Raw genomic sequence first — 18,128 nt, 5'->3', positions numbered from 1 at the left:
TCCCGGCATCCGCCTCACGCGAAACGCTCCGGGTCAGGGCTTCGTCACGCGCCTGAGCGTCAGATTGATCCGCCCGCCTTCCGGCAGAAGCGTCGAGGAGCCGGAGAGGATGCGGTCGATGCCGTGATAGGCGAGCCGCGCCTCGCCGCCGAAGAGCAGCACATCCCCGGAGGACAGCTTGAGCGAGGTGGTCTTGCCGCCGCGCTCCGTGCCGCCGATGCGAAAGATCGCGGCGTCGCCGAGCGAGACCGAGAGGACCGGGGCATCGAACTCCTGCTCGTCGCGATCCTGATGCAGCCCCATCTTCGCGTTGCTCGCATAGAAATTGACGAGACAGGCCTCCGGCGGATGAGGATAGCCGGAGAGTTCGCTCCACAGATCCAGCAAAGGCGCCGGCATGATCGGCCAGGGCTCACCGGTCTCCGGGTGTTCCGGCTGATAGCGATAGCCGCTGCTGTCGGAAACCCAGCCGAGCGGGCCGCAATTGGTCATCCGCACCGAGAAGGGTTTGCCCGTCTTCGGCATGCGCGGCTGGAAGAACGGTGCCTTGCGGGCTACCGCGCGCAGCTCCGCCAGCAGCGCCGCCTGCTCCACCGGCGCGAGCTTGTCCGGCCAATGGACGACGCCCGGCGCTACGACGAGGCGGGTCATGGTCAGAGCGTATCGAGGCCGAGCACGTCGGCCATGGAGTAGAGACCGGGCGCCCTCCCTCGCCCCCAGAGCGCGGCCTTGACCGCCCCCTGTGCGAACAGGCTGCGATCCTCGGCGACATGGGCAAGTTCGAGCCGCTCGCCCGCGCCGGCGAAGATCACCTTGTGATCGCCGACCACCGTGCCGCCGCGCAGGGCGGCAAAGCCGATCGTGCCGGGCTCGCGTGCGCCGGTGATGCCGTCGCGCACGGCGACGCGATGCTGCGCCAGATCGACGGCGCGGCCTTCCGCGGCCGCCTCGCCAAGGAGCACCGCCGTACCTGAGGGCGCATCGACCTTCATGCGGTGATGCATCTCGAGGATCTCGATGTCCCAGTCCGTGCCCAGGGTCGCCGCGACCTTGCGCACCAGCGCCGCCAGCAGGTTGACGCCGAGGCTCATATTGCCGGAGCGGATGATCGGGGTGCGGCGCGCGACATCGGCCAGCCGGGCAAGATGCGCAGGCTCCAGCCCGGTCGTGCCGACGACATGCAGGATGCCGGCCTCGGCAGCGAGATCGGCGAAGGCCATTGTCGCTTCCGGCGCTGTGAAATCGAGCACGCCATCCGCAGCGGCGAAGGCGGCGGCGGCATCGCTCGTCACGGCAATGCCGAGCGGAGGCAGACCGGCGAGCACGCCCGCATCCGTTCCAAGGGCAGCGGAGCCCGGCCGCTCGATGGCCGCCACCAGCCGGCAGCCTTCGGCCTGCGCGATGGTACGGATCAACATCCGCCCCATGCGCCCGGCGGCTCCGACGACAACGAGACGCATGTCACTCATGGCAGGCAGGCTCCGGGCTCCTTCGACGGCAAAGACGCCATGACTTGGCCAGTATCGCAATAAGCCGACCTCCGCCAGCGCAACACCCGAAAGCCGCGCAAAGCAAAACGGCCGGGTTGCCCCGGCCGCTCTGGTTTCTCGCGCGATAGCGGATCAGGCCGCCTGCTGGATGCCCGAGAGCTTCCACGCGCCGCCACGCTCGCGCAGGAAGGTCCAGTATTCCTTGACCTCCTGGGTCTGCGCCGGGTTGCCCTCGACGACCTGGCCGCTCTTGCGATCGTAGAGCGCGTTGACCAGGCTGAAGCGCATCGCGACGGTGGCATAGTCGGCATCGCCCTCGTGCCAGGCCTGCGACAGGTCGCCCTGCAGCAGCTTGACGTCGGAGACGCGGTCGGCGACGCCGCGGCGGGCATTCGCCGTCAGGTCTTCGTCGAAATAGCCGAACATTTCCGGCGTGGTGCGCTGGCGCAGGCCAGCCTCATCTTCGTTCGAATAGGCGGTGTTGATCTCCCCGAGCAGACGCTCGAAGCTGTTGAAGTCCTCGCCGGTAAGTTCGATCGGCTGGGGCTGCGCCGCGGCAGCGCCTCCGCCGAAGCCGCCCATGCGGGCCGCGGCAGGCTGGGGCGCATCATAGCCCTGACGGGCATAGGGCGCGCCCGCGCCGGCGAGCTGCGGCTCGGAGCGGCGACGGAAGAAGCGGATGGCGAGCATGATGATGCCGGCGACCAGCGCGATCTGCAGCAGGAAGCCGAGCATGCCGGCCAGCGAGGCCAGACCGCCGAAGAAGCCGGAGCCGGAGAGCAGGCCGAACAGGCCGGCGCCGAGCAGGCCGGCGCCGATGCCCATCATCATGTTGCGGGCGAAGGACGGACGGGCGGCCTGCGCCGCAGCCGCACCGGCAGAGGGGCCAGCCATAGAGGGCGACGCCGGCGAGGACGGAGGAGCGGTACGCTGGAACGGCTGGGCGCCACCCGGCGTCGTATTCGTCGCAGGCGGCGCGCTGTTGGTGAACGACCCCCGGCCGCCCGAACTGCGGCCGCCGCCCGGACGGGCTTCGGCAACGAGCGGCACGAGCATCAGGGCCCCGACTACCAGGGCGACGGCACGTCCACGACGGGCGAGCGAAATCAGAGACATTGTTCCTCCCGGAGCCCTCCATGGGCCCACCGGCTCCGAATATGGAGAGCGATCGCGATCCACGCAAGCCCTCGCCCGGCTAACAGACTGAAATCTCTTACTCTTTCAAATCAGTGCATAATTATTCGTCGTGATCGGGCCTGCGTGGTAAACTCCAGCGCCATCCCGCCACGCAGGGAGAGTGCCATGACCGGATCCGGACCGAGGCCTCACCGACACAGGGCGTTGAGCTGGCTGCTCGCCCTCGCTGTGCTGCTTCTGATCAGCGAGGCGGCCGCCGCCGCCGAGCCGGCCATAGCGCTCGATCCGCCACGCCTCGCGCAGGCGCCGGAACCGCTCTGCTTCTGCTGGAACAACGGCCGCAAGATCGCGGAAGGATCGAACTCCTGCATTCGGACGACCCAGGGCAGCCGGCTGGCGACCTGCGGAAGGGTGGTCAACATGATGTCCTGGCAGATCACCGAGACCCCCTGCCCCGAAAGCTGACGCGCGGGCGGGACAGCGGCATCGAAACAAAAACGCCGCCGGGATTTCCCGGCGGCGTCGCTTCTCATGGCTCTTGTGGTCCTAGCGACTTCGAGACTGACCTCGTCAGAACGCTCCCAGAACGATCGCCATCATGAACACGAAGGCCGCACCCATGATCCATCGGTCGAGACGTAGCGTGATACTCATCACACCCTCCTCCTGTCATTGACCTGTCGCGGAAGCTAGCAGAACTGACGGGGGCCGCAAGGGGGCGAGACCGTGGCCGCGCGACGGCGGAGGCTAGATCACCCTTAAAACTTACTTAAAGCGTTGATTAGATTTGGGGATATTTCGCAAGACAAAACGTCACGGAAACGTCTTGCCATGCCCCTCGCCTTGCCGGCGCCACGTTTGTCCACCGGGCCTAGCCGGCTGATCTTCACCGCAACTGAGAACCTCGGCCGGGCGGCACAGGGAGCCCATAGTTAACGCGCGCGCAGCCCGAATTAAGGACCGATTCACCACCCCGCCAAAGTTAATCGGGCTGTGGCGGCCGGGGCGCAGCCGGTTGAGAAACCGTTCACCAAACGCTTCGCATTTGATAGGTCATGCGACGCGCAAAACTCGCCCTCATCGCACTGGGACTGGCCGCCGCAGCCGGCCTGGCCGGCTGCGGCAAATTCCAGAAGCCGCAGCGCGCTCCCTGGCGCGACCAGGCGGAAGCAACCTGCATGGCCGCCGGCCAGGTGCAGATTTCGAGCTATGTCAGCCTGCGTGGCAAGGCGATCGACGGCCCCGGAATCTGCGGCATGCAACAGCCGCTGAAGGTGACGGCCCTGCAGAGCGGCAGCGTCAGCCTGACGAGCCCTGCCCTGCTCGCCTGCCCTGTCGTGGCGACCACCGACCAATGGTTCGCCGAGATCGTGCAGCCCGCCGCCATGAACATCCTCGGCGCGCAGGTCATCGAGATCCGCGCCGGCTCCTATTCCTGTCGCGCGATGAACAACGGAACCTATACGACGCGCACGTCGGAGCACGCCTATGGCAATGCCGTCGACGTCTTCTCCTTCCGGCTGAACGACAGCCGCGTCGTCACCGTCAAGGATGGCTGGCGCGGCTCGCCCGAGGAACAGAACTTCCTGCGCGAGATCTTCGTCGGCGCCTGCACCTATTTCGGCACGGTACTCGGCCCTGGCGCCGATCCGATGCACTATGACCACCTCCACATCGACCTCGCCCGCCACGCCAAGGGCCGGCACATCTGCAAGCCGATCATCAAGTACACCCCGAACTACAACCTGCCGCCGCCGGACCCGGCCAGGCCCTACTCCTCGGCGCAGAACGCTCCGGCGTCTCAGCGCGGCAACGCACCGGCCGCCACTGCCTATGCCGCCGGGCCTCTGCTGCGCCAGCCGAGCGACGGCCTGCGGCCGCCCGGAGCCGTGCAGGGTGGCTACCCGGTCGCGAACAACGGGCGGGGCCAGGACCACAGCCTCGACGCACAGCAGCGCTTCCTGGACCAATACGACGCGCGGCAGCGGCAAGGGCGCTTTCAGCCCCAGCCCTTACCGAGCGAGGCGCGCGGGCCGCTCACGCTGCCCGGTGCGGTCGAGCCCTCGGAGGAGGAGGCCGTTCTCGGCGATGGCGGCGGCGGGGGCGTCGTCGACCAGCAGGGCTCCGAGGAGGCTCTGCCGATCAGCCCCGAGCGCGACCCCTTCGCCTACAGCTCCGGGCGCACCACGGCGAGGCGCTGAGGCCAGACCTAGGGCGAGACGAGCACCTGCCGGCACTCCGGCGGCAGGGCATCGAGCGACATGGGCGGCTTGGGTTTGGGTTTCGGACCCGGCTTGGGCTTGGGCGGGTTGAAGATCGCCTGGCGCTGGCGCTCGACCCAGCCGCTCAGCTCCGCCCCGCAGCCATCGCCGAAATTCGGCGGCTCCTGCCCCTGGCAACTCGCCATGCCGGCCGGGCAGGCCATGCGGATGTGGAAGTGATAGTTGTGGCCCCAGATCGGCCGGACCTTCTCGAGCCATGTTTTGTCGGCTCCAGCCTCGCGGCAAAGCGCGACCTTGAGCGCCGGATTGACGAAGATGCGCTCGACCCGGGGCTCGGCCGCAACGGCTTTGATCAGGCGGGTATGCGCCGGGGTCCAGTTGCGCGGATCGACGTCGCGCCAGTCGGAACGGGCCATGTTGACCGCCGGCATGTTCTCGCGCTCCTCCCGATCGAGCCGGCCCTTCGGCATCGGCGTCAGCCAGACATCGGCATCGAGCCCGATCTGGTGCGAGGCATGGCCGGTGAGCATCGGACCACCGCGCGGCTGTGACATATCGCCGACGAGAAGGCCCGGCCAGCCGGCGATGCGAGGCACGTCGCGGGCGAGCTTTTCGAGATAATCGATCAGGACCGGATGGCCCCAGTTGCGGTTGCGGTTGAGCCGCATCACCTGCCAGCTCGGCCCATCGACCGGCAAAGATTCGGCGCCCGCGAGGCAGCCGCGGGCATAGGAGCCAATGGCGCGCGCCTGCATGCTGGCCGGCGTGGTCTTCTGGCCGAAGAGCGCGCGAGCAGCGTCAGGATAGGCGGCGATGTTGGCGGCCCGCGTCTTCGCCTCCTGATCGGCGGTCGACTGTGCAAGGCTGGCGGCCGGCAGGAGAACCAACGACGCAAGCAGGGCAGCGATTCGGGAGGTGTTGTGCATGGCTGCAGAATCGCCGCGACCTTCGACGGCGGTCAAGCACGATAGCTGGACAAGCGGCGCGACGGATTGCAGCCTTGGGGCAACGCGGCGCAGAGCACGCTCTCAGGCGCGCGCCGACCGCGCCGGAATTTACGCCCGACGCGGAGACGGTGCCGGGCTTCGACGCATTCTCCTGGCTCGCGCTGTTCGCCCAGCGAAGACGCCGCCGTCGATCATTGCGACGATCCAGGCTGACACCAATCTGCGATCGCCGACCCCGCCGCCAGGTCGAAGATGGATCTGCTCCCCGAACGCGCCGACCGGAGCCAGGCGGAAACGGCCAGCTCCCCGCAATCCGAAATGAAGAAAATGGGGCGGCCTGATCCGGGATGCCGGCATCAAGGCCGAATAATCCCTGGGGCATCTCTTCGGAACCGGCGGTTTCCGGACAGCGTTTCCCGCTAGACCGCGCCCCGCAGGGGCGCCGATTTACGGGAGATTGCCATGTCCACCCTTCTGATCGTCCTGCTCGTCATCCTGCTGCTCGGCGGCGGCGGGTATTATGGCCACCGCAGCTACGGCACCGCCGGCCTCGGCGGCGTGCTCGGCCTCGTGCTCGTCATCGTGCTGATCCTGTGGCTGCTCGGAGCCATTGGCGGTGCGCCGATAGCGTAGGTACGCCTGTGTTCGGCAGGGAACGCGACGACCCAGGCGTCAGGCGCGGTTGTCCCAGACGGCGACGGCAGCGGCCAGATCCTCCAGCGCGACGCCGACCGATTTGAACAACGTGATGCCGCCACCCTCGATCTGGCCGGCGATCCGCCCATGGCAGAGATCGGCGAGGGTGCCGGCGACTTTGTCGGCGCTGTAGCTGCCCTCGGCAATCGCCACGGCGACATCACCGCCCTCGTCGATCGCCTTGCTGGAATCGACGATGACGCGCGCGCGATGCAGCGCGTCCGCATCGGCCTCGCGCATCTGCATGGTGAAGCCGCCGATGAGGTCGAGATGCGCCTCGCGCTTCAGCCAATGGCCATGGATCAGCGGTTCGGTCGCGTTGGTGGCGCAGGAGATAATGTCCGCCATGCGGGCCTCGCCTTCAAGGTCGGCGGTGGCGCGGGCCTCGATGCCGTCCTTCGCCAGCTCGGCGACGACAGCCTCGGCGGCTTCAGGGCGGCGCGCCCAGATCGCGATCTCCGTAAGGGGCCGGACCGCGCGATGCGCCTTGACGATGAAGGGCGAAAGCGCGCCGGCGCCGACCATCAGCATGCGGCTGGCTTCCGGATTGGACATATAGCGCGAAGCCAGGGCCGAGGCCGCGGCGGTACGCCAGGTCGTCAGGCGGTTGCCGTCCATCACCGCAAGCGGCGCGCCGGTTTCGCCGTTCATCAGCAGATAGGCGCCCATCACGCCCGGCAGGTTGCGGCGGCCGTTGCCGAAGAAGACCGAGACGATCTTCGTGCCGATATAGGGCTTGTCGACCTCCGGCCCGCTCCAGGCCGGCATGGTCAGCAGGATGGCATTCTCTTCTTCCGGCCGCTCGATCGCGTACTGGCCACGCTTGGGCGCAATGACCTCGCTGCGGAAGGCATCGTCGAGAATGTCGATCAGTGCGGGATAGCTCAGGGCCGCGTCGATCTCGGCCGCATCGAAAAGGCGCATCAATTACGTCCGCTGGTCAGGGCCGGCAGGGCAGAATCGGGAACGGCGGAGCGCAGGGCCTGCGTCTCGGAGCGCAGGGCCTCGACCTCGCGCCGGTTGCGGCGCGCGGCCTTGCGGTGCTTGCGCTGGGCAATCCAGGACGCCAGTCCGCCGACGAGGACGCCGACGGCGATCGCCGCCAGCACCACGGCAAAGAGCGGCAGCTCATAGGAAAGCGCCGGCAGGTCACGGCTGAAGGGGTCGAGCGAAACCCGCACCGGGGCACGGTTCGCCACCGAAAACAGCACGATCAGCAGCGCGACCGGAACGAGCACCAATGCCTTGAGGAAGGCTTTCATCGCGATCTCCGTGCGACAGGAACGGCCGGCCTAAGGCTCAATCTTTGCCGTTGAGGCGCAGCCGCAGCTCCTTGCCCGTCTTGAAGACGGGGACGAACTTCTCCTCGACCTCCACCGCATCGCCCGTGCGGGGGTTGCGGCCGACGCGGGCGGAGCGCGCCTTGCGCGAAAAAGCGCCGAAGCCACGCAACTCCACCCTGTCGCCACGTGCGAGAGCCTTCACAACCTCGTCCAGGATGGCCGAGACGATGTTCTCGATGTCGCGCTGATAAAGGTGGGTGTTCTGATCAGCAATCCGCTGAACGAGTTCAGACTTAATCATCGCCGGAGTATAACCATTTGTATCAACATCACTTTTCAGCGGCAGGCTGCCAGAGCGCCAAGGGCGCGTCAAGCCGCAAGCCGACCGGCTGGTCGGCTGCCCGTGCAATCGTCGCCGCCAGAGCCTCCAGCCCCGCACCACGTGCCATCGCCTCGGCCAGGCTCCAGAGCCCAAAGGACGAGGATTCGCTGCGGCGACGCCAGTCCCGCACCTTGAGATCCTTGGCGACGCCCTTTTCGCGCTCGAGCCATGTGATCGCTTCGGCCTCACCGCCGATCTGGTCGACCAGCTTCAGCCCCAGCGCCTGACGGCCAGAATGGACCCGTCCATCCGAGACGGTCGCCAATTCGGCATCGGCGAGGTGGCGGCGGTCGCGGACCATCTGCTTGAACCAGGCGTAATTGTCGTCGACGACGCGCTGGAGCGCCTCGCGCGCCTCCGGAGAGGTCGGCTCGAAGCCGCTCGGCGCCGCCTTGAGCGGGCTCGATTTGATCGACTCGACCTTGACGCCGACCGTGTCCAGCAGATGCGAGACATTGGGGAACTGGAAGAGGACGCCGATCGAGCCGACGAGCGAGGTCTGGCGTGCGACGATGCGGTCGGCACCCATGGCGGCGATATAGCCACCCGACGCAGCGACGCCATCGACCACGGCGATCATCGGCTTCTTGGCCGCAAGCTGGCGCAGCGCCGTATGTAATGCCTCCGAGCCGGAGGTGGTGCCGCCGGGGCTGTCGACCCTGAGCACGACGGCGGAGACGGCGCTGCTGTCCTCGACAGACTTGATCAGATCGAGCGTGCGGCGATCGCCGGAGATGAAGCCGGAGACGGTGATGCGCGCGATATGCGCGCTCGACAGACTCGCAGGGCTATCGCCCCTCCAGGCGAGGCCGCCGACCACCGCGGCGACGATCACGCCGAGCACGGCGAGCACGCGCCAAAGCGTCAGCTTGCGCCGCAGGCTGCGGCGATCTGCGAGCAGATCTGCGTCGGACGACATCGGGCACTCCTGGCGGCTGTGGGTCCGTGATGTAGACCCGCCATGCCGGGCGGGCAAGGCGCGAGCTTGGCCTTTAGGCCGCGACCGAGGCGCGCGCCCGGTCGAGCGCCAGCAATGCGAGGCCGCTCGCGACCGAGCGGAAGGCATCGCCGATATGGACTTTCCCGGCGCCGAAGCGGCGATCGAACAGGCGGCGCACCGCCGGGACATAGGAGGTGCCGCCGGTCATGAAGACCGCCTCGATCCGATCTCCGCCAAGCCCTGCCTCGGCCAGCGCGCGGTCAAGCGCAGCTTCGATCGCACCGACATCCTCGGCGATCCAGCGCTCGAAATCGGTCCGGCGGATCGCCTTCTCGATGACGACGCCCATCTGGCTGAAGCTCAGCGTCGTCATCTCGTTGTCGGAAAGCGCGACCTTGGTTGCGGAGACAGCGCGGTAGAGCTCGTAGCCGAGATCGTATTCGATCACCGTCAGCAGGTCCTCGAGCTTGGCCGGCTCGACCGCCTCGCGGATCAGGGCGTTGAGCTCGGCCATGGTCTCGCGGCTCTTCATCAGCGAGAGCTTGTGCCATTGCGCGAAGGCGGCGTGGTAATGCGCGGGCACCGGCAGGAGCTTGTCGAAGGAGCGGTACTCCGTGCCCTTGCCCAGCGCCGGCGAGACCGCATGCTCGACGATGCGGTAGTCGAAGGTATCGCCGGCGACGCCGACGCCGGCGTGGGAGAGCGGGATCGCCTCCAGACCGCCATTGCGGCCGGGCTCGAAGCGCATCACCGAGAAGTCGCTGGTGCCGCCGCCGAAATCCGCGACCAGCATGGTCTGCGGCGTCTTGAGGTCACGGGCGTACCAATAGGCGGCGCCGAGCGGCTCATAGGCGAAATCGACCTGCTCCATGCCGGCCTTGCCGTAGGAGGCCTTCAGGCGGCCGACCGCCAGTTCCTCGTCGGGGCGCTCGCCGGCGAAGACGACCGGGCGGCCGGAAACCAGCGGCAATTCGTCATGGCCGGGCAGGTCCGTCGTCAGGTCGGACAGGAAGACGCCGATCAGATCCTCCAGCCGGAAGAGCTTGCCGAACAGCCGCGTCTCCTGAAAGGCGCGGCTCGAAAGATGGGTCTTGAGCGACTGCAGGAAGCGATGCTCGGTCGTCATGCCCAGGGCCATGTCGAGCGCATCGGGGCCGCTGACATGGGTGATGCGGGTCTCAGGGGGACGGCCCTCGCGCCAGAACATCAGCGCCGAGCGGTAAGCGTCGACCGCGCCCTGCTTGGTGGCGAAGGAGCGCGTCATGACCGAGCCGTCCGCTCCCGCCAGCGCGACGACGCTGTTGGTGGTGCCGAAGTCGATGCCGATGGCGGCGGGGGGCATGGCGAGTTCCTCGTGTTGCGTCATGGTCGGGCTTGACCCGACCATCTCGGAAACCAGCGGACTCTGGTCACGAGATTCTCGGGTCTGCGCTTCGCTCCGCCCGAGAATGACGGGCAGGACCGAAACAAAAGCCCGCGCGGATCGCTCCGCGCGGGCTGTCTTGAATGTCCGGCCGCTTGCGCAGCCGAAACCTCACTTCTTGTCGGTGGCCTTCTTGAGGGCCGCGCCGAGGATGTCGCCGAGCGAGGCGCCGGAATCGGCGGAGCCGTACTGGGCCATCGCCTCCTTCTCCTCGGCCATCTCCAGGGCCTTGATCGAGACCTGGATCTTGCGGGCCTTCTTGTCGAAGAGCACGACGCGGGCGTCGATGCGCTCGCCGGCCGCGAAGCGCTCGGGGCGCTGCTCGGAGCGATCACGCGCCAGCTCGGCACGCTTGATGAAGGTCATCATGTCGGTGTCGGCGATCTTGACGTCGAGACCCGACTCCTTCACCTCGACCACCTCACAGGTGACGATCTGGCCCTTCTTGAACTCGCCGGCATCCACGAAGGGATCGCCGCCAAGCTGCTTCAGGCCGAGCGAGATACGCTCCTTCTCGACGTCCACATCGAGAACGACGGCCTGCAGGACGTCGCCCTTCTTGTATTCCTCGATGACCTGCTCGCCCGGACGGTTCCAGTCGAGATCCGAGAGGTGGATCATGCCGTCGATGTCGCCTTCCAGGCCCAGGAACAGACCGAACTCGGTCTTGTTCTTGACCTCGCCCTCGACCGTCGAACCGGCCGGGTGCTGCTCCGCGAAGAGCTCCCACGGATTGCGCAGGGTCTGCTTGAGGCCGAGCGAGATGCGGCGCTTGACGGGATCGACCTCGAGGATCGCAACGTCGACTTCCTGCGAGGTCGAGACGATCTTGCCGGGGTGGACGTTCTTCTTGGTCCAGGACATCTCGGAGACGTGGATCAGGCCTTCGATGCCCGGCTCCACTTCGACGAACGCGCCGTAGTCCGTGATGTTGGTCACGCGGCCCTTGAGGCGGGTGCCGACCGGGTAACGCTCGGCGATGCCATCCCACGGATCGGCCAGCAGCTGCTTGATGCCGAGCGAGATGCGGTGCGTGTCCTGGTTGATCTTGATGATCTTGACCTTGACCGTCTGGCCGATGGTCACGACCTCGGACGGGTGGTTCACGCGGCGCCACGCCATGTCGGTGACGTGCAGCAGGCCGTCAATGCCGCCGAGGTCAACGAACGCACCGTATTCGGTGATGTTCTTGACGACGCCGTCGATGACCTGGCCCTCTTCGAGCGAGGCGACGAGCTCGGAACGAGCCTCGGCGCGGGTCTCTTCGAGGACGGTGCGGCGCGACACGACGATGTTGCCGCGGCGGCGATCCATCTTGAGGATCTCGAAGGGCTGCGGCTGGCCCATCAGCGGGCCGACGTCGCGGATCGGACGGATGTCGACTTGGCTGCGCGGCAGGAAGGCCACGGCGCCGTCGAGATCGACGGTGTAACCGCCCTTGACGGTGTTGAAGATCATGCCGGTGACCTTCTCGCGGGCCTCGAAGGCCTTCTCGAGCTTGACCCAGCTCTCTTCGCGGCGAGCCTTGTCGCGCGAGATGACGGCTTCGCCGAGCGCGTTCTCGATCCGGTCGAGATAAACCTCGACCTCGTCGCCGACGCCGATCTCCTGCTCACGGCCGGGGCCGGTGAATTCCTTGAGCGCGACGCGACCTTCGGTCTTCAGACCGACGTCGATGATCGCCATGTCCTTCTCAATGGCAACAACCTTGCCCTTGATGACGGTACCTTCCATCGCCTCGTTGCGGGCGAAGGACTCTTCGAGAAGGGCGGCGAAATCCTCGCGACCCGCGCTGTAGCTCTCAACTGCAGACATGTAATCTCCTGGGAGCCGGCCGCGTATCCCGCGGATGTCCGGCTTGGGCGCCTGGGCTAGTGTTGCGTTCCGGACCGCGACCGTCAGCTTCTCCTTTCGGAGGAATCCCGCCCCGACATATCGGGGCCGGAGGCGCCGTGCCGCCGGTTCGATCCGTATCCAAAGAGCCCGCTTCCAGCACGAAACGGGAGCAGGTCTCGAAGACCGCCCCCGGCGCATGATCGATCACGGCCCTTCGGACAAGGGCGATGTAATCCACTCCAGCCGTCAGAGCAAGCTTTCTGCCGCTTTTCCGAGGTCCCCGGCCGTGCCAGTGTGCATGCTCCGGGGCCGGCACAAGGGGAGCTTTGCATGGGCTGGGTCATTCTGGGGCTGATCGTGGCCGTCGTCGCCTATGCGATCATGACCTATAACGGGCTCGTCACGATGCGGCAGCGCGTCAACCAGGCCTTCGCCGACATCGACGTCCAGCTCAAGCAGCGCCACGACCTGATCCCCAACCTCGTCGAGACGGTGAAGGGCTACGCAACGCACGAGAAGTCGACACTCGACGCGGTGATCGCCGCGCGCAACGCGGCACAGGGCGCAAGCGGCGTGCACGACAAGGCTGCCGCCGAGCAGCAGCTTTCCGGCGCCGTCGGGCGGCTGCTGGCGCTGGGAGAGGCCTATCCCGACCTCAAGGCCAGCGCGAACTTCCAGCAACTCCAGGTCGATCTCGGCAATGTCGAGGACAAGCTGGCCGCGGCGCGGCGATTCTTCAACAATGCGGTGGGCGAGTTCAACGCGGCGATCCAGGCCTTCCCGGCCATGCTCTTTGCGCCGCAGATGGGCTTCACGCAACGCGAATTCTTCGATGTCGGCGAGACCGCACGCGCCCAGATCGAGGTCGCGCCGAGCGTGAAGTTCTAGCGCAAGACTGCCGGCGGCAGGGGGAGCGGCTGCGATGGCCCAGGCCTTCGGGCTCTATACCCACCAGCGCAACAACCGGATCAGGTCCAACCTCCTGATCGCCGGGCTTTTCCTGCTCGTCTATCTCACCGCCTGGGGGCTGTTGCTGATCGCCTATGGCTATGGCGGCGTGCCGCGCGGACAAACCGTCTTCGGCGAGGCGAACCGCATCTTCCGCTCCTGGTTTCCCTTCGTCACGCTGACGACGATCCTCTGGATCTTCGTCGGCTTCCGCATCAACGTCGCGCTGATCGGCGCGGTGACCGGCGCCAGGGGCATCGGGCGCGAGGACAACCCCAAGCTCTACCGGATGCTGGAGAATCTCTGCATCTCGCGTGGCCTGCCGATGCCGAAGCTCGCGATCGTCGAGAGCGACGCGCTCAACGCCTTCGCCAGCGGCGTCAACGACAAGCAATTCACGGTCAGCGTCACCAGCGGGCTCCTCGCCCAGCTCAACGACGCCGAGGTCGAGGCGGTTCTCGCCCATGAGCTGACCCATATCCGCAACGGCGATGTCCGGTTGATGGTGGTCGCCGTGGTGATCGCCGGCGTCGTCTCCTTCATCGGCGAGATCGTTTTCCGCGGTTTCGGCCGCAGCAGGATCAGGGTTTCGTCGGACGATTCCAAGAAGGGCAACGGGTTGGCGATCGTCGTCGGTGTCGCGGTGATCGCGATCTCCTGGTTCCTGGCCATTCTGATCCGGCTGTCTCTGTCGCGCTCGCGCGAATATCTGGCCGATGCCGGAGCGGTCGAGCTGACCAAGAATCCGGATGCGATGATCTCCGCCCTGCTCAAGATCTCCGGCCGGGCCGATATCGAGGGCGTTCCCTCCGGCGTGATGGACATGTGCTTCGAGAACGATCCGGACGATTTCGCCGACCTGTTCTCGACCCACCCTTCCGTCACCAAGCGCGTGCAGGCGTTGATCGAGACAGCGGGCGGGCGCATGCCGGAGATGCCGCCGCACCCGCCCAAGCTCGCCGAGCGTCAGGACCTGCCGACCATGGTCGAGGAGACGGTGGCACGCGGCCCCTGGTCCCGCCCGCCGCAAGCGCCCGGCCAAGGCTGATCAGGCGACGACCAGCTTCGCGGGGTCGACTTCGAAAACGACGGGGAAGAAGGTGCTCCAGCGGTTCCAGCGCTGCGTCCCGGCCTCGCTGACCGCACAGAGCTTGCCATCCGGCGCGCGGCCGAGGTCTTCGATGCCGCCAGGGGCCGCGTAACGCGCCAGAACCGCGCCGGTGCGGCTGTCGAGCCTCGAGAGGAATGCGGGTCGATTGCCGGCGCTCTGCGCTATCCAGATGCTCCCGTCATCGTCGAAAGTTGCGCCCTGCGCGAAGAGCGGCAGCGGGACGGTCGCATCCGCATCCGCCAGGCCGATCGCCGCCTCGCTCCCGGACAACACCCGCGCGACCGGCACGGCATGGAGGCTGGGCGTGCCCTCCCGGCGGAAGGGGCCGAACCAGAGCCTGTCGCCGGATGCGGCAAGGAACGAAGGGCCCATCGCCTTGTCGACGCGCGCCTCCTTCAGCGGAACGCATTCCCCGGTGCGACAGGATTCCCTGAAATCGAGTGCGAGCAGGCGCCCCGAATTGGCAACGAACAGCGTGTCCTTGACCATGGCGAGGCCGCCCGGATGGCCATAAGTCGCCGGCAAGGCGAAGCTACCGAGCAAGCGCCCATCGGTACGCGACAGGCGAAAGAGCCGGGACGGACCATTCTCCTGATCACGCTCGCTGCTGCGATAGGCGGCGATCAGGATCTCGTCCCGATAAACCGTCAGCCCCTGGGGAATGTAGCCTTCGTTCAGCCCCGGAGACCAATAACGGCGACCGATGGCAGGCTCGTTGGGCACGGCGCTGAGTTCGCGCGTGTCGTAACCCGGCGCATCGCCCGGCAAAGACGGACGCGCCAGCGCAGCGGGAGCCAGGCATAGACCTGCCCCCGCCGCCAAGAGACGGCGGCGATCGACGATCACGGTTTCAGCGCCCGTCCTGCGCCCATTCGAGCGCTTCCTCCAGCCGATCGTCGCCCCAGAACAGCTCGCCATCGCCAGCGACGAAGAAGGGCGCGCCGAAGATGCCGATCGACTTGGCATATTCGATCTCGGCCCGCAGGCGCCCCTTGGTCTCCTCACTGCGGGAAAGCGGCATGGCGACGCCGGGCTCGCTGCCCGCTTCCTTCAATGCCGCCGCAAGCACCCCCTCCTCGGAGATGTTCTTTCCTTCGCAAAACTGGGCCCGGAACAGCGCCTTGGAGAAGGCCGGCGTCCACCCCGCATCGCGGCCAGCCAGAGCCAACCGCGTCGCGGCCAGCGAATTCTGGGGAAAATTGTCGGGCTTGACGAAGCCGAGCCCCTGCCGCCGAGCGCGCCGAGCCGTGTCGCGCCACATATAGCGGCCCTTGCTGGGATAAAGAGCGAAGGGTGAGGTGTTCAAGCCTTGCGCAGCAAAGATCGGCCCCAACAGGAAAGGCCGCCAGCGCAACATCACGCCGGCCTGCTCGGCCAGCTTTTCGATTCTGAGGGCGCTCAGGCAGGAATAGGGCGACGCGAACTCATACCAGAAGTCCAGAACGGGACGATTCGGCATTCAGCCTCCGAACAAGTCGTCATCTCGTGTCGCGCACCGGCGAGCCTGCGCCCTCCGAAGCACGACCGCAAGCGCCGCGAATGGGCGCCTGTGGAATGGAGGGACGACGCGCTCGCCCACGTCGATCCATCACCGGACGACGCGGGATCGATCAGAAGGTTCCGATTGCTTCGCCCCGAACCCTGCGATAGTGCGCCATTGCGTCCGAAACGCGGCCCATGGGGCTGCCAGAAGGAAATTGAACAGATGGCTGACAGCAGCGTGAAAAAGGTCGTCCTCGCCTATTCCGGCGGTCTCGACACCTCGATCATCCTCAAATGGCTGCAGACCACCTATCGATGCGAGGTCGTGACCTTCACCGCCGATCTCGGCCAGGGCGAGGAGCTCGGGCCGGCGCGCGACAAGGCGCTGCTGCTCGGCATCAAGCCCGAGAACATCTACATCGAAGACCTGCGCGAGGAATTCGTGCGCGACTACGTCTTCCCGATGTTCCGCGCCAACGCCGCCTATGAGGGCGTCTATCTCCTGGGCACCTCGATCGCGCGGCCGCTGATCGCCAAGAAGCTGATCGAGATCGCCGAGAAGACCGGCGCCGACGCCGTCTCCCACGGCGCCACCGGCAAGGGCAACGACCAGGTCCGCTTCGAGCTCACCGCCTATGCGCTCAAGCCCGACGTCGTGGTGATCGCGCCCTGGCGCGAATGGGACCTGCGCTCGCGCGAGCAGTTGATCGCCTTCGCCGAGCAGCACCAGATCCCGATCGCCAAGAACAAGCGCGGCGAAGCGCCCTTCTCGGTCGACGCCAACCTGCTGCACGCCTCCTCGGAAGGCCGCGTGCTGGAAGATCCGGCGGTCGAGGTTCCCGATTATGTCTATTCGCGCACGATCTCGCCGGAAGACGCGCCGGACACCCCGACGATCGTCACCGTCTCGTTCGAGAAGGGCGACGCGGTCGCGATCGACGGCGAGAAGCTCTCGCCCGCGACGCTGCTCGCCAAGCTCAACGATCTCGGCCGCGACAACGGCATCGGCCGGCTGGACCTCGTCGAGAACCGCTTCGTCGGCATGAAGAGCCGCGGCATGTACGAGACGCCCGGCGGCACGATCCTGCACGCGGCGCATCGCGCGATCGAGTCGATCACGCTCGACCGCGGCGCGGCGCATCTCAAGGACCAGATCATGCCGCAATATGCCGAGCTGATCTATAACGGCTTCTGGTTCTCGCCGGAGCGCGAGATGCTGCAGGCGCTGATCGACAAGAGCCAGGAATTCGTCACCGGCGACGTGCGCCTCAAGCTCTACAAGGGCGGCGTCCACGTCATCGGCCGCTCCAGCGACTACTCGCTCTACGATCAGGACCTCGTCACCTTCGAGGAAGGCGCCGTGGCCTATGACCACCGCGACGCTGCGGGCTTCATCAAGCTCAACGCGCTGCGCCTGCGCACGCTGGGCCAACGCAAGAAGAAGCTCGGTCTCTGAGCCCTGCCCACGGAAGCCCGCCCAACGGCGGGCTTCTTCTTTTGAACCGGCGGCCTCCTGAAGCGTTCAGCACTCTCCATTGTCGATGTGAGTGCTCCTGCATGCTCCGCTGCCTCGCCGCCGTTCTGATCTCCACCGCACTATCGGCTTCCGCCTTCGCACAAGAAGTCCCTCCGAAGAGCGAGAAGCCGGCGACGCCGGAAATCGCGACCTGCAAGGCAGCGGCGCTCCAGACGCTGCATGCCAGGGAACCGGCGATCAAGGACATCTATATCGATGAGGACGGCACCACGGTCGCGGTATCGGAATCGAAGATCGAGACCATTCCGGTTACGCGTATCGTGATGGGCGAGGCCTATCTCCGGACCGACCGCACCGACAAACCCCGCCGCTTCCTCTGCCTTCTAGGCGAGAACAGCAAGGTGCTGCTGACCTTCTTCACCGCGCGCTGAAGCCGCATCCGATCGCGTCGCGGTTCGATCGATCGGCTTGGATCGGAGGCAAAGCGCGCCGCCCCTAGGGCTCGTCGATGACTTCGGTCGCAGGGCGATCATGGCCGTCAGCCAACTCCTGACGCCACTGGCCATCCTTGTCCTGATAGACGATGCCATCCGTGTGGCCAGCGACCGTCTGGCGTGCCGCTGCTCGCGTGGCGGCCTTCAGCGCCGCCTCATGCGAACGGAATGTTTCCGACAACACGTCGCCGACCTTATAGGCCCACCCGCCATCGTGCTCGACGATCTGGTACCTGACCAGGGCCATCGCATGTCCTCCT

20 protein-coding genes are annotated in these 18,128 nt (G+C 66.6%); 7 read left to right on the top strand and 13 right to left on the bottom strand.

The genetic code is table 11. From position 1 onward, the window contains the following. Window positions 1-33: 33 nt before the first annotated feature. The 3 genes from AC1DE3_RS22725 to AC1DE3_RS22715 all read right to left on the bottom strand — a co-directional run bounded on the left by AC1DE3_RS22725 (window position 34) and on the right by AC1DE3_RS22715 (window position 2,606). Window positions 34-651, bottom strand: coding sequence for an alpha-ketoglutarate-dependent dioxygenase AlkB family protein (locus tag AC1DE3_RS22725; RefSeq protein ID WP_441513609.1), 618 nt, complete (start codon window positions 649-651; stop codon window positions 34-36). A 2-nt stretch (window positions 652-653) separates the two neighbouring features. Then, a complete protein-coding gene (dapB, locus tag AC1DE3_RS22720; RefSeq protein ID WP_441513708.1) occupies window positions 654-1,460 on the bottom strand; it encodes a 4-hydroxy-tetrahydrodipicolinate reductase in 807 nt (268 codons plus the stop codon). 162 nt (window positions 1,461-1,622) lie between these two features. Beyond that, window positions 1,623-2,606, bottom strand: coding sequence for a Tim44 domain-containing protein (locus AC1DE3_RS22715; RefSeq protein ID WP_441513608.1), 984 nt, complete (start codon window positions 2,604-2,606; stop codon window positions 1,623-1,625). A 186-nt stretch (window positions 2,607-2,792) separates the two neighbouring features. Here AC1DE3_RS22715 and AC1DE3_RS22710 point away from each other — a divergent pair, with 186 nt between their 5' ends. Both AC1DE3_RS22710 and AC1DE3_RS22705 read left to right on the top strand, forming a co-directional pair. Beyond that, window positions 2,793-3,092: a hypothetical protein gene (locus AC1DE3_RS22710; protein ID WP_441513607.1), complete on the top strand. Its 300-nt coding sequence runs from the start codon at window positions 2,793-2,795 to the stop codon at window positions 3,090-3,092. 590 nt (window positions 3,093-3,682) lie between these two features. After that, complete coding sequence (locus AC1DE3_RS22705) at window positions 3,683-4,828, top strand: extensin-like domain-containing protein (RefSeq protein ID WP_441513606.1); 1,146 nt, start codon at window positions 3,683-3,685, stop codon at window positions 4,826-4,828. Window positions 4,829-4,836: 8 nt separating this feature from the next. On the opposite strand, the gene mepA is transcribed toward AC1DE3_RS22705, so the two are convergent. Further along, complete coding sequence (gene mepA / locus AC1DE3_RS22700; protein WP_441513605.1) at window positions 4,837-5,775, bottom strand: penicillin-insensitive murein endopeptidase; 939 nt, start codon at window positions 5,773-5,775, stop codon at window positions 4,837-4,839. A 483-nt stretch (window positions 5,776-6,258) separates the two neighbouring features. Here mepA and AC1DE3_RS22695 point away from each other — a divergent pair, with 483 nt between their 5' ends. Then, window positions 6,259-6,429: a DUF3309 family protein gene (locus AC1DE3_RS22695; protein ID WP_441513604.1), complete on the top strand. Its 171-nt coding sequence runs from the start codon at window positions 6,259-6,261 to the stop codon at window positions 6,427-6,429. 39 nt (window positions 6,430-6,468) lie between these two features. Here AC1DE3_RS22695 and lhpI read toward each other — a convergent pair whose 3' ends face one another. The 6 genes from lhpI to rpsA form a co-directional block, all read right to left on the bottom strand. After that, window positions 6,469-7,416 (bottom strand): bifunctional Delta(1)-pyrroline-2-carboxylate/Delta(1)-piperideine-2-carboxylate reductase, encoded by a 948-nt coding sequence (gene lhpI, locus AC1DE3_RS22690; RefSeq protein WP_441513603.1) that lies wholly within the window; start codon window positions 7,414-7,416, stop codon window positions 6,469-6,471. Then, on the bottom strand, window positions 7,416-7,754 hold the full coding sequence (locus AC1DE3_RS22685; RefSeq protein WP_441513602.1) for a LapA family protein: 339 nt from the start codon (window positions 7,752-7,754) through the stop codon (window positions 7,416-7,418). The genes lhpI and AC1DE3_RS22685 overlap by 1 nt, the downstream gene beginning before the upstream one ends. A 37-nt stretch (window positions 7,755-7,791) precedes the next feature. After that, window positions 7,792-8,076, bottom strand: coding sequence for an integration host factor subunit beta (ihfB, locus tag AC1DE3_RS22680; protein WP_441513707.1), 285 nt, complete (start codon window positions 8,074-8,076; stop codon window positions 7,792-7,794). A 28-nt stretch (window positions 8,077-8,104) separates the two neighbouring features. Further along, window positions 8,105-9,076 (bottom strand): signal peptide peptidase SppA, encoded by a 972-nt coding sequence (sppA, locus tag AC1DE3_RS22675; protein WP_441513601.1) that lies wholly within the window; start codon window positions 9,074-9,076, stop codon window positions 8,105-8,107. A gap of 73 nt (window positions 9,077-9,149) precedes the next feature. Next, complete coding sequence (locus tag AC1DE3_RS22670; protein ID WP_476852797.1) at window positions 9,150-10,439, bottom strand: Hsp70 family protein; 1,290 nt, start codon at window positions 10,437-10,439, stop codon at window positions 9,150-9,152. Window positions 10,440-10,631: 192 nt separating this feature from the next. Continuing rightward, entirely contained in the window at window positions 10,632-12,335 is a 1,704-nt protein-coding gene (gene rpsA, locus AC1DE3_RS22665) for a 30S ribosomal protein S1 (protein ID WP_441513599.1), read from the bottom strand. Between the two features lie 351 nt (window positions 12,336-12,686). On the opposite strand from rpsA, the gene AC1DE3_RS22660 reads away from it, so the two are divergent. After that, window positions 12,687-13,244 (top strand): LemA family protein, encoded by a 558-nt coding sequence (locus AC1DE3_RS22660; RefSeq protein ID WP_441513598.1) that lies wholly within the window; start codon window positions 12,687-12,689, stop codon window positions 13,242-13,244. A gap of 34 nt (window positions 13,245-13,278) precedes the next feature. Further along, window positions 13,279-14,352 carry a M48 family metallopeptidase gene (locus AC1DE3_RS22655; protein ID WP_441513597.1) on the top strand — a complete coding sequence of 358 codons (1,074 nt, stop codon included), beginning with the start codon at window positions 13,279-13,281 and terminating at the stop codon, window positions 14,350-14,352. On the opposite strand, the gene AC1DE3_RS22650 is transcribed toward AC1DE3_RS22655, so the two are convergent. Together AC1DE3_RS22650 and AC1DE3_RS22645 are read right to left on the bottom strand one after the other, a co-directional pair. Then, a complete protein-coding gene (locus AC1DE3_RS22650; RefSeq protein ID WP_441513596.1) occupies window positions 14,353-15,261 on the bottom strand; it encodes an NHL repeat-containing protein in 909 nt (302 codons plus the stop codon). Window positions 15,262-15,265: 4 nt separating this feature from the next. Continuing rightward, on the bottom strand, window positions 15,266-15,874 hold the full coding sequence (locus AC1DE3_RS22645) for a 2-hydroxychromene-2-carboxylate isomerase (protein ID WP_441513595.1): 609 nt from the start codon (window positions 15,872-15,874) through the stop codon (window positions 15,266-15,268). A gap of 246 nt (window positions 15,875-16,120) precedes the next feature. On the opposite strand from AC1DE3_RS22645, the gene AC1DE3_RS22640 reads away from it, so the two are divergent. Both AC1DE3_RS22640 and AC1DE3_RS22635 read left to right on the top strand, forming a co-directional pair. Further along, window positions 16,121-17,353, top strand: coding sequence for an argininosuccinate synthase (locus AC1DE3_RS22640; protein WP_441471549.1), 1,233 nt, complete (start codon window positions 16,121-16,123; stop codon window positions 17,351-17,353). 101 nt (window positions 17,354-17,454) lie between these two features. Next, window positions 17,455-17,805, top strand: a complete 351-nt coding sequence (locus tag AC1DE3_RS22635; protein WP_441513594.1) for a hypothetical protein — start codon at window positions 17,455-17,457, stop codon at window positions 17,803-17,805. Between the two features lie 64 nt (window positions 17,806-17,869). Here the strand turns inward: AC1DE3_RS22635 and AC1DE3_RS22630 are convergent, their stop codons facing one another. Beyond that, window positions 17,870-18,115: a DUF2188 domain-containing protein gene (locus AC1DE3_RS22630; protein ID WP_441513593.1), complete on the bottom strand. Its 246-nt coding sequence runs from the start codon at window positions 18,113-18,115 to the stop codon at window positions 17,870-17,872. Between the last annotated feature and the right edge of the window lie 13 nt (window positions 18,116-18,128).

The sequence above is a fragment of the Allobosea sp. 10L417 genome (genome assembly GCF_056395485.1).
This window is presented reverse-complemented; position numbering and strand designations above follow the sequence as displayed.

Bases quoted from the DNA above. Each gene is read 5' to 3' on its own strand.
- AC1DE3_RS22660 (WP_441513598.1), top strand. From the start codon at position 12,687: ATGGGCTGGGTCATTCTGGGGCTGATCGTGGCCGTCGTCGCCTATGCG.
- AC1DE3_RS22685 (WP_441513602.1), bottom strand. From the start codon at position 7,754: ATGAAAGCCTTCCTCAAGGCATTGGTGCTCGTTCCGGTCGCGCTGCTG.
- AC1DE3_RS22640 (WP_441471549.1), top strand. From the start codon at position 16,121: ATGGCTGACAGCAGCGTGAAAAAGGTCGTCCTCGCCTATTCCGGCGGT.
- AC1DE3_RS22655 (WP_441513597.1), top strand. From the start codon at position 13,279: ATGGCCCAGGCCTTCGGGCTCTATACCCACCAGCGCAACAACCGGATC.
- AC1DE3_RS22715 (WP_441513608.1), bottom strand. From the start codon at position 2,606: ATGTCTCTGATTTCGCTCGCCCGTCGTGGACGTGCCGTCGCCCTGGTA.
- ihfB (WP_441513707.1), bottom strand. From the start codon at position 8,076: ATGATTAAGTCTGAACTCGTTCAGCGGATTGCTGATCAGAACACCCAC.
- AC1DE3_RS22710 (WP_441513607.1), top strand. From the start codon at position 2,793: ATGACCGGATCCGGACCGAGGCCTCACCGACACAGGGCGTTGAGCTGG.
- AC1DE3_RS22645 (WP_441513595.1), bottom strand. From the start codon at position 15,874: ATGCCGAATCGTCCCGTTCTGGACTTCTGGTATGAGTTCGCGTCGCCC.
- AC1DE3_RS22695 (WP_441513604.1), top strand. From the start codon at position 6,259: ATGTCCACCCTTCTGATCGTCCTGCTCGTCATCCTGCTGCTCGGCGGC.
- sppA (WP_441513601.1), bottom strand. From the start codon at position 9,076: ATGTCGTCCGACGCAGATCTGCTCGCAGATCGCCGCAGCCTGCGGCGC.
- rpsA (WP_441513599.1), bottom strand. From the start codon at position 12,335: ATGTCTGCAGTTGAGAGCTACAGCGCGGGTCGCGAGGATTTCGCCGCC.
- AC1DE3_RS22635 (WP_441513594.1), top strand. From the start codon at position 17,455: ATGCTCCGCTGCCTCGCCGCCGTTCTGATCTCCACCGCACTATCGGCT.
- dapB (WP_441513708.1), bottom strand. From the start codon at position 1,460: ATGCGTCTCGTTGTCGTCGGAGCCGCCGGGCGCATGGGGCGGATGTTG.
- AC1DE3_RS22630 (WP_441513593.1), bottom strand. From the start codon at position 18,115: ATGGCCCTGGTCAGGTACCAGATCGTCGAGCACGATGGCGGGTGGGCC.
- AC1DE3_RS22705 (WP_441513606.1), top strand. From the start codon at position 3,683: ATGCGACGCGCAAAACTCGCCCTCATCGCACTGGGACTGGCCGCCGCA.
- lhpI (WP_441513603.1), bottom strand. From the start codon at position 7,416: ATGCGCCTTTTCGATGCGGCCGAGATCGACGCGGCCCTGAGCTATCCC.
- AC1DE3_RS22670 (WP_476852797.1), bottom strand. From the start codon at position 10,439: ATGCCCCCCGCCGCCATCGGCATCGACTTCGGCACCACCAACAGCGTC.
- mepA (WP_441513605.1), bottom strand. From the start codon at position 5,775: ATGCACAACACCTCCCGAATCGCTGCCCTGCTTGCGTCGTTGGTTCTC.
- AC1DE3_RS22725 (WP_441513609.1), bottom strand. From the start codon at position 651: ATGACCCGCCTCGTCGTAGCGCCGGGCGTCGTCCATTGGCCGGACAAG.